At 35.5% G+C, this 8,681-nt stretch carries 7 protein-coding genes; 3 read left to right on the top strand and 4 right to left on the bottom strand.

Annotation, left to right across the window (positions count from 1 at the left end):
• Window positions 1-216: 216 nt before the first annotated feature.
• Window positions 217-969 carry a uroporphyrinogen-III C-methyltransferase gene (cobA, locus tag HHU12_RS15060; protein WP_169657571.1) on the bottom strand — a complete coding sequence of 251 codons (753 nt, stop codon included), beginning with the start codon at window positions 967-969 and terminating at the stop codon, window positions 217-219.
• 480 nt (window positions 970-1,449) lie between these two features.
• Here cobA and nirB point away from each other — a divergent pair, with 480 nt between their 5' ends.
• Both nirB and nirD read left to right on the top strand, forming a co-directional pair.
• Window positions 1,450-3,939, top strand: coding sequence for a nitrite reductase large subunit NirB (gene nirB / locus HHU12_RS15055; RefSeq protein ID WP_169657570.1), 2,490 nt, complete (start codon window positions 1,450-1,452; stop codon window positions 3,937-3,939).
• A 92-nt stretch (window positions 3,940-4,031) separates the two neighbouring features.
• Window positions 4,032-4,406, top strand: a complete 375-nt coding sequence (nirD, locus tag HHU12_RS15050; RefSeq protein ID WP_044204817.1) for a nitrite reductase small subunit NirD — start codon at window positions 4,032-4,034, stop codon at window positions 4,404-4,406.
• Window positions 4,407-4,566: 160 nt separating this feature from the next.
• Here nirD and cysN read toward each other — a convergent pair whose 3' ends face one another.
• From cysN to cysC, 3 genes are all read right to left on the bottom strand, one after another.
• The gene (gene cysN / locus HHU12_RS15045; protein WP_169657569.1) at window positions 4,567-5,874 is read right to left on the bottom strand and encodes a sulfate adenylyltransferase subunit CysN; all 1,308 of its coding nucleotides are present in this window, start codon (window positions 5,872-5,874) and stop codon (window positions 4,567-4,569) included.
• A 183-nt stretch (window positions 5,875-6,057) separates the two neighbouring features.
• Window positions 6,058-6,963 carry a sulfate adenylyltransferase subunit CysD gene (gene cysD / locus HHU12_RS15040; RefSeq protein ID WP_062614695.1) on the bottom strand — a complete coding sequence of 302 codons (906 nt, stop codon included), beginning with the start codon at window positions 6,961-6,963 and terminating at the stop codon, window positions 6,058-6,060.
• A 7-nt stretch (window positions 6,964-6,970) separates the two neighbouring features.
• A complete protein-coding gene (gene cysC, locus HHU12_RS15035; RefSeq protein ID WP_169657568.1) occupies window positions 6,971-7,585 on the bottom strand; it encodes an adenylyl-sulfate kinase in 615 nt (204 codons plus the stop codon).
• Window positions 7,586-7,797: 212 nt separating this feature from the next.
• Here cysC and HHU12_RS15030 point away from each other — a divergent pair, with 212 nt between their 5' ends.
• A complete protein-coding gene (locus tag HHU12_RS15030; protein WP_169657567.1) occupies window positions 7,798-8,601 on the top strand; it encodes a hypothetical protein in 804 nt (267 codons plus the stop codon).
• Window positions 8,602-8,681 lie beyond the last annotated feature (80 nt).

Below are 8,681 nucleotides of genomic sequence, written 5' to 3'. Positions count from 1 at the left end.
GCGAATCAATTTTGCATCGATAAATTTGAGGAACCCGCGGTAGCGAAAAGAAAAAAACTGAAGGTTACCCACAAAAAAAGACCCAATAATTCTTAAAATTATTGAGTCTTATATCGAAATTAATTCACTGAAAAACTGTATCGTTTTTTCAGGACATTACAATATCTTTTTGCCAGAGAAATAGATTATTTTAAACACTTAAATTTATTAATAGAGTTATATAGAGTTCTTTACCATAGACACCAATGATTGCTTTTCAGCCAACTTCACTACCTCACCAATCACAATAACTGCAGGAGGTCTTACTCCTTTCTCATTTGCCTTTTCAACAATATCACCTAATGTACCTGTTACAATTTTCTGTGTGGGTAATGATGCATCTTGAACCAAAGCAATTGGCTCATCTTCATTACGATACATAGAGAATAACTGAGAGATCAATTCTAATTTCCCAACTCCCATTAGAATAACAATAGTAGCTGAAGAAGAAGCCGCGTGCGTCAAGTCTTTTGACAGTCCTCCTGAGCAAGTTGTTGCTGTAACTACCCAGAAACTTTCATTAATACCTCTTTTCGTTACAGGAATCCCTGCTAAAGTAGGCGCAGCCAAAGAGGAAGAAATACCAGGAACAACCTCGCAGTCGATTCCATAATTCTGAGCATGTTCGATCTCTTCCTGTCCTCTACCAAACACAAAGGAATCACCACCTTTTAATCTAGTCACTGATCCGTATTCAAATGCTTTCTCAACGATCAGTTCATTTGTTTCTTCTTGTTTTAAATGATGAGCACCTGCTCTTTTTCCTACGTAAACTTTATCTACGTGATCAGGAATAAGCGCCAAAATATCTTCCGATACTAATGCATCATATAATACTACTTTACTCTCCTTTAAAATACGTACTGCCTTTAAAGTAAGTAGTTCTACGTCTCCAGGACCTGCTCCGATTAAATAAAAAGTTGGTGTCATAATTCTAGTGTTTAGGTGAATTGTTAAAACAAAACTACGTATATATACTTATTTTTGCAATTTTTTTACGTAATTTTTAAGTAATCCACCTCACATATAACTGTTTTTGAGGTAAAAAGTATAACTCTTACAAAGTGTATAGTTAAATAATAACTTAAAATATAACAATGACTAGACACATTTATTAAACAATAAAAATATATTTTTCATTTATTCATTGATTAATAGTAATAATTGTAGATTATACATTTAAAGTAATTTTACTTAGAGTTTATACCTTATTAATGTAAAAGGAAATTATCTTTCTATTTATTAAGAGAAAAAGAAAGAATAAATACGTATATAGAACAAAAAAAATACTTAGAATTAATCTAAACAGTGACTTTTTTCATCAAATAATTCATTTTTTAAGTAAGTAGTATTGACTTTTCAGTAATTATACGTAGTTTTACTTAAAATCAATATTAAACAGAATCAATTATGGCAAGAATAGTTATTGTAGGAAACGGTATGGTTAGTTATAAGCTATGTGAAAAGCTTGTTGAGAAAAATTCATCCGCATCAATTACTGTCATAGGCGAAGAACCTCGTCCGGCATACGACAGGGTACATTTAAGTGCTTATTTCGAGGACGAAAATGCAGACAAACTTACTATGGCACCTAAGGATTGGTACGACGGAAATGGTATCAATCTAATCACTAGCGAAAAAGTATCTCAAATCAATAGAGAAGAACAATATGTGACTACACACACTAATTCAAAGTATGAGTATGATTACTTAGTATTAGCAACGGGTAGTTCAGCTTTCGTTCCTCCTATTAAAGGAGTGGAGAAAAAAGGCGTTTTTGTTTATAGAACTATTGAGGACTTGGAAATGATGATGGCTTACGGCAAAAAAGCTTCATCTGCAGCAGTACTTGGTGGAGGTCTTTTAGGTTTGGAAGCAGCGAAAGCAGCTATTGACATGAACTTAAAAACTTCAGTAGTAGAATTTGCTCCTCGATTAATGCCGAGACAAATTGACGAAGAAGGTGGTTTATTACTAAAGAATAAAATGGAAGATCTTGGTATCGACATTTTATTAGGTAAAGCTACTAGTAATATTGAAGGAGAAGAGACAATGACGGGAATGGCATTCTCTGATGGTACTTCTTTGGATGTTGATATGCTAATTATCTCAGCGGGTATCAGACCAAGAGATGAATTAGGAAAAGAAGCAGGTTTAGAAGTTGCTGAAAGAGGCGGTTTCGTAGTAAACTCATTAATGCAAACTTCAGATGAAAAGATTTTTGCAGTTGGAGAGTGTGCTTCTTATGAAAATATGATTTATGGGTTAGTTGCTCCAGGATACGATATGGCAGAGGTTGTAGCCGAGCAAATAGCCAATGATAATAAAGAATATACATTTACTGGATGTGATATGTCTACCAAATTAAAATTAATTGGTGTAGATGTAGCGAGCTTTGGTGATCCGTTCTGTGATAATATCCCACATTATCCAATCTCAATCAATGATAAGAAAAACGGTATCTACAAGCGAATCAATGTTGATTTAGAAGGTAAAAAGCTATTAGGTGGTATTCTAATCGGTGATGCTGATGATTATAACATGCTTCACCAGATGTTTATCAATGAAATGGCTTTACCTCCACATCCACAAGATTTAATCATCAAATCTTCAGGTGAAGAAGGTGGTGCTGGAATGGGTGTTGACGCTCTTCCTGATACAGCTCAAGTTTGTTCTTGTGAAAACGTATCGAAAGGCGACATCTGCTGTAGCATCAAAGACGACGGTGTAACGGACATCAACGGTATAAAAGCTGCTACGAAAGCAGGTACTGGCTGTGGTGGTTGTTTACCAATGGTCAACAACATCCTTGAAGATACTCTTGCACAAATGGGTACAGTAGTTCGTAAAGAAATTTGTGAGCACTTCCCTTACACTCGTCAAGAGATGTTTGATTTGATCAAAGTAAATGAAATCAAATCTTATACTGAGCTACTTGAGAAGTATGGTAGTGGCGGTGGTTGTGAAACTTGTAAGCCATTAGTAGGTTCACTTCTAGCGAGTATTTGGAACGACTTGATCTTAAAAGAGTCAACAATTCAAGATACAAACGACAGATTCTTAGCAAATATCCAAAAAGGTGGTTCTTACTCTGTAGTACCTCGTATTCCAGGTGGTGAGATCACTCCAGACAAACTGATTGTAATTGGTGAGGTTGCAAAAGAATTTGATTTATATACTAAAATCACTGGTGGTCAAAGAATTGACTTATTCGGTGCTCGTCTAAACGACCTTCCATTAATCTGGGAAAGATTAGTCAATGCAGGTTTCGAAAGTGGTCACGCTTATGGTAAATCACTTCGTACTGTAAAGAGTTGTGTAGGTAGTACTTGGTGTAGATTCGGTCTTCACGATTCAGTAGGTTTTGCTATTGAAGTGGAAAACAGATACAAAGGTTTAAGATCTCCACACAAATTGAAAGGTGGTGTTTCTGGTTGTATCCGTGAATGTGCTGAAGCTAGAGGTAAAGATTTTGGTATCATCGCTACGGAGAAAGGATGGAACTTGTACGTTGGTGGTAACGGTGGTGCAAATCCTAAGCACGCTGTTCTATTAGCAGGTGACATTGATAAAGAAACTGTAATTAAGTACTTAGATAGATACTTAATGTTCTACATCAAAACTGCTGAGCCATTACAAAGAACTGCTCCTTGGCAAGAGAAATTAGAGGGTGGCATTGATTACTTGAAGCAAGTAATCTGTGAAGACTCTCTTGGAATTGGCGAACAATTGGAAAATGACATGAAGATCTTAATTGCTCATTACACTTGCGAGTGGAAAGCAGCAATCAATGATCCTGAAATGAGAAAGAGATTTACTCACTTCAGCAACGATGATTCTCATGATCCAACGCAAAAATTCAAGAGAGAAAGAGGTCAACGTTTCCCAGTTGCTTGGTAATGTACTAAGACAAGAGTTGACAAAACAAAAGAAGTGCATTATTCATCGAAATACTGCACTTCTATTTCCCATTCCTTAAAAATTAGAATACAATGACATTTGAACATAATACATTAGATCAAGTTACTACATGGGTCAAAGCAGGACATGTAAGTGACTTTCCAGAAGACGGAGGTTCATCTATACTTTATAAAGATCAACAAATAGCCGTTTTCAACTTCACTACCATTAATAAATGGTTCGCTACACAAAATTTATGCCCTCATAAAAAGCAGATGATCCTTGCAAGAGGAATCATTGGTACGCAAGGTGAGGAACAGACACCTAAAGTGGCATGCCCTTATCACAAAAAGACTTTTTCTCTTGAGACAGGTGAAAACCTGAACGGATGCGAGGATTCTATCACTACATTTCCGATAAAGATAGAAGATGATACCGTATTCGTAGGTCTTGTAGAGGAAAAATAGGTGAAAAGTAAATAATTGAAAACACTTCCATATGGGGGTGTTTTCTCTCTTAGTCAGTTATTTGATTAAAATTCCAACCTCTTTCTATAAAAAGAAAGAGCGATCAGATAGTAAAAATAAAGCGGAACTTCAATTTTTGAGGTTCCGCTTTTTTATTTCCTTATGCAGTGATCATCCCTGCCGCTACTGTTTCATTTGATTCTTCATCTATCAGAATCAAACTTCCTGTAGCCCTATTCTTAGTATAAGCATCAATCATCACTGGTTCAGAAGTTCTGATTGTTACCTTACCAATTTCGTTCATCTTAAGATCATCTACATCGTTCAAGCTTTCCATTGTATTGATGTCTAGTTTATCATCAATAGAAGCAACTTCAGCACTCACTTCGTTTGAAGTATGTCTTAAAATGTATTTATTATTTGGTACCAATGCATTTTTGTTCATCCAGCATAAAGTAGCTGTAAACTCAGTAGCACTCTTTGGCTCAGCATCTGTTTTGGCAAGTAATTCACCTCTTGACAAATCTAAATCATCATTTAGTGTTACTACTACAGACATTGGAGGGAAAGCTTCTTCAATCTTACCATCCATTGTTTCAATCGTCTTGATTGTAGTTTTTTCACCTGAAGGCAAAGCTACTACTTCATCTCCAACTTTGATGATACCGCCATCTACTCTACCGCCGAATCCTTTGAAACCTTCCGCTTCAATAACTCTTTGGATTGGGAAACGACCGTTCTCTAAATCATGATCATTGCTGATTTCTACTGATTCAAGATTGCTTAATAAAGCACCACCTGTATACCAAGGTGTTCTTTCTGAGTCATCCACTACGTTATCCCCTTTCAATGCTGAAATAGGAATAAAACGAATATCCTCGATACCAATCTTTGAAGACATTTCTAAGAAATCCTTCTTGATTTTATTGAATTGTTCCTCAGAGTAATCCACCAAGTCCATCTTGTTTACAGCAACAATGATGTGCTTGATCTTCAATAAAGAAGCAATATAGGTGTGACGTCTTGTTTGCTCAATCACACCATTACGAGCATCTACCAATACGATCGCTAAGTTTGCAGTGGAAGCACCCGTTACCATATTTCTTGTGTATTGAATATGACCAGGAGTATCCGCAATGATAAACTTACGTTTTGGAGTAGCAAAGTAACGGTAAGCCACGTCAATCGTGATACCTTGTTCTCTCTCTGCTTTCAAACCATCTGTCAATAACGCAAGGTTTACGTTTTCGTCACCTCTTGTCTTACTTGATTTTTCGATTGCTTCTAATTGATCTTCGAAGATTGACTTTGTGTCATACATCAAACGACCAATTAAAGTACTCTTACCATCATCCACACTACCCGCAGTAGTGAAACGAAGTAAGTCCATATTCATATAAGATTGATCTACTGCTGAAGCAGACTCCTCTCTTCTAATACTTGGATTGTTTAATACTGTTTCGCTCATTGTTTTTTGTAGTTAATACAAGTACAAAGACAAAATTATTTAATATTAATTCTTATGATTGTTTTGCGATTACTGCCTTAAAATAAACTTTTAATAGCACCATTATTAATACGTTTATTTACTTTGTACTCACAAAAAATAATTAAGAATTAATTATCAACTATTTTTGGCTTAGTACTTCGTTTAGAAATAACCTTGTAATTTTCTTTCCTCCATTGCCGCTTCAGATCTCTTATCATCCGAACGGTTTCCTCTTTCAGTAGTTCTTGAAGAAGCTACCTCTTGGATAATTCCTGCTAAATCATCTGCATCAGATAATACAGCACCTGTACAAGTCATGTCTCCTAAAGTACGGTAACGAATCAATTTCTCCTCGTAAACCTCATCCTTAAGAAGCGTATTCCATGGAGATTCTGCTAATAAAATTCCATTTCTATTCACTACATTTCTCTTATGAGCAAAGTAGATTGAAGGTAAAGCAATTTTCTCTTGAGCGATATATTGCCATACGTCCATTTCAGTCCAGTTTGAGATAGGGAAAATACGGAAGTGCTCATAGTCATTGTAACGACCATTGTACAACGTCCATAATTCTGGACGTTGGTTCTTAGGGTTCCACTGTCCAAACTCATCTCTATGAGAGAAGAAACGCTCTTTTGCTCTCGCTTTTTCTTCATCTCTACGGCCACCACCAAAAGCTGCATCTACATTGTACTCTTCTAAAGTTTCTAAAAGAGTAATCGCTTGTAAACCGTTTCTACTTGGGTTGGTGCCTGTTTCTTCGACTGCAGTTCCTTTATCAATTGACCCTTGAACAGATCCTACGATTAGATCCAAGTCATATTCTTCTACCAGCCAATCTCTGTAATCAATGGCCTCAGGGAAGTTGTGTCCAGTATCCACGTGAATTAACGGGAAAGGCACTTTTCCTGGCCAGAATGCTTTTCTTGCAAGGTGCAACATGACAATAGAGTCTTTGCCACCAGAAAATAGCATAGCTGGTCTTTCAAACTGAGATACTACCTCTCTAAATACATAGATAGCCTCTGACTCGAGTTGTTTTAAGTGGGTCAGTGTATAAGACTGCATTCTAAAGTTATTTGATGTTTGATAATTTAATGACCGGAAGAACAGCATCAAGAAGTTGCTTTAAGCTCTCTTCCAAAGTTTGAGTATGTGTAGGAATTCTTACAAACGGGTCTGCAGGAATCTCAAAAGGAGAATCCAAACCAGTAAAGTTTTTGATCTCACCAGCCAGTGCTTTTTTATAAAGTCCTTTCACATCTCTTTCCGCACACACCTCAAAAGGTGCATCTATATGTACTTGGTAAAAATCTTCTTCACCAATAATATCTCTTGCCTGAGCTCTAATTTCCTCTGTAGGGCTGATTAGAGAACAAATTGTAATCAATCCTGAACTAACAAAAAGCTTTGACACCTCAGCTGATCTTCTTACATTTTCAGTACGATCTTCCTCTGAGAAGCCTAAGTTGCTATTAATGCCTGTTCTAAGGTTGTCTCCATCTAAAAGCATGGTATTGTAACCTAAATCATGTAAAGCAAATTCTAATGCTCTAGCCAATGTACTTTTTCCAGATCCTGAAAGACCTGTCATCCAAAGAACAATGCCTTTTTGATTTAATGCTTCTTGTTTTTTCTCTCTTGATAGAAGAGAATTAAAAATCGGATGTATATTCGTTGCTTCGCTCATACGTTTTTTGAATAAGAGTAAAATTAATAATTCTATTACCCTATATATTTAATAGGCAAATATAGAGTAAGCTCATTTTATAACAAACAAATCTGCAAAAAATTAACCTTCTTGCAATGTTTATTATAAAAAAAGGGGTCTTTCGTTATGTAATTTTCATACATTAACATGACTCTTGATGCATTAAAGTCGAAATAAAAAAGGAGAAAAATATGGATAACCTACAGCCCCTATTCCATTATTTGGAAGAAAATAATATTACGTATACTATTGATAAACATAAAGATATCTCTCCTTATTCTTTTATTTCCCTTGAAAGTATCAAAACTAAAATCCACTTTATAAACCCTTCTAAAGCACACAAAGAGTGGCATACTAATTACTTGCTCTCCTCTATCGATTCCTCATTCTCAGAACAGCGTATTATTCATTTATGGTCAGATGTATGGAACAATCAACAAAATGCCGTCTTATCAAGAATTGCCGGGCTCATTGGCATTTCTAAAAGGATTTATGGAAGAACTTTGGAAATTAAGAGAATTGACATTCATACTTTAAATGACTTTATGGAAAAGAATCATATCAGTGGTTCTTCAAGTTCAAAAATCAAGTTCGGGCTTTTTAAAGGGGAAAAATTAATGGCAGTAGCTTCTTTTAGTGGAAAAAGAAAAATAAATGACCGAGAAGGTTTAGCACATCAATCTTATGAATTGATCCGCTATTGCAACCTTAATTATCATACCGTAGTTGGAGGATTAAGTAAGATATTAAAGCACTTTATCAAAGAGTATTCACCAGATGATATTATGACTTATACAGACTCTGATTGGTCTATGGGTGAGAGCTTTACAAAATTAGGGTTCGTTAATATTGGCCACACCTCTCCTATTGTTTTCAATTGGAATGAGGAATTAAAAAAGAGAGAGAAAATTAAGGAAAACACCCTTATCGGTTTCGAAGTAATGAACAATGGAAGCAATAAATATATCTTGAACTTAAACAGGATTAACAATTAAAATTTAATGGATATAAAAATGTTTATTAACTTATCGTTTGATAACATTGTTTTAAGGTAGAATTTAGATGACATTCTATC

Source organism: Flammeovirga aprica JL-4 (assembly GCF_012844305.1).
In the GTDB taxonomy this organism is placed as follows: domain Bacteria; phylum Bacteroidota; class Bacteroidia; order Cytophagales; family Flammeovirgaceae; genus Flammeovirga; species Flammeovirga aprica.
This window is presented reverse-complemented; position numbering and strand designations above follow the sequence as displayed.

Coding starts and splice junctions, on each gene's coding strand:
- cobA (WP_169657571.1), bottom strand. CDS start 969: ATGACACCAACTTTTTATTTAATCGGAGCAGGTCCTGGAGACGTAGAA.
- nirB (WP_169657570.1), top strand. CDS start 1,450: ATGGCAAGAATAGTTATTGTAGGAAACGGTATGGTTAGTTATAAGCTA.
- nirD (WP_044204817.1), top strand. CDS start 4,032: ATGACATTTGAACATAATACATTAGATCAAGTTACTACATGGGTCAAA.
- cysN (WP_169657569.1), bottom strand. CDS start 5,874: ATGAGCGAAACAGTATTAAACAATCCAAGTATTAGAAGAGAGGAGTCT.
- cysD (WP_062614695.1), bottom strand. CDS start 6,963: ATGCAGTCTTATACACTGACCCACTTAAAACAACTCGAGTCAGAGGCT.
- cysC (WP_169657568.1), bottom strand. CDS start 7,585: ATGAGCGAAGCAACGAATATACATCCGATTTTTAATTCTCTTCTATCA.
- HHU12_RS15030 (WP_169657567.1), top strand. CDS start 7,798: ATGGATAACCTACAGCCCCTATTCCATTATTTGGAAGAAAATAATATT.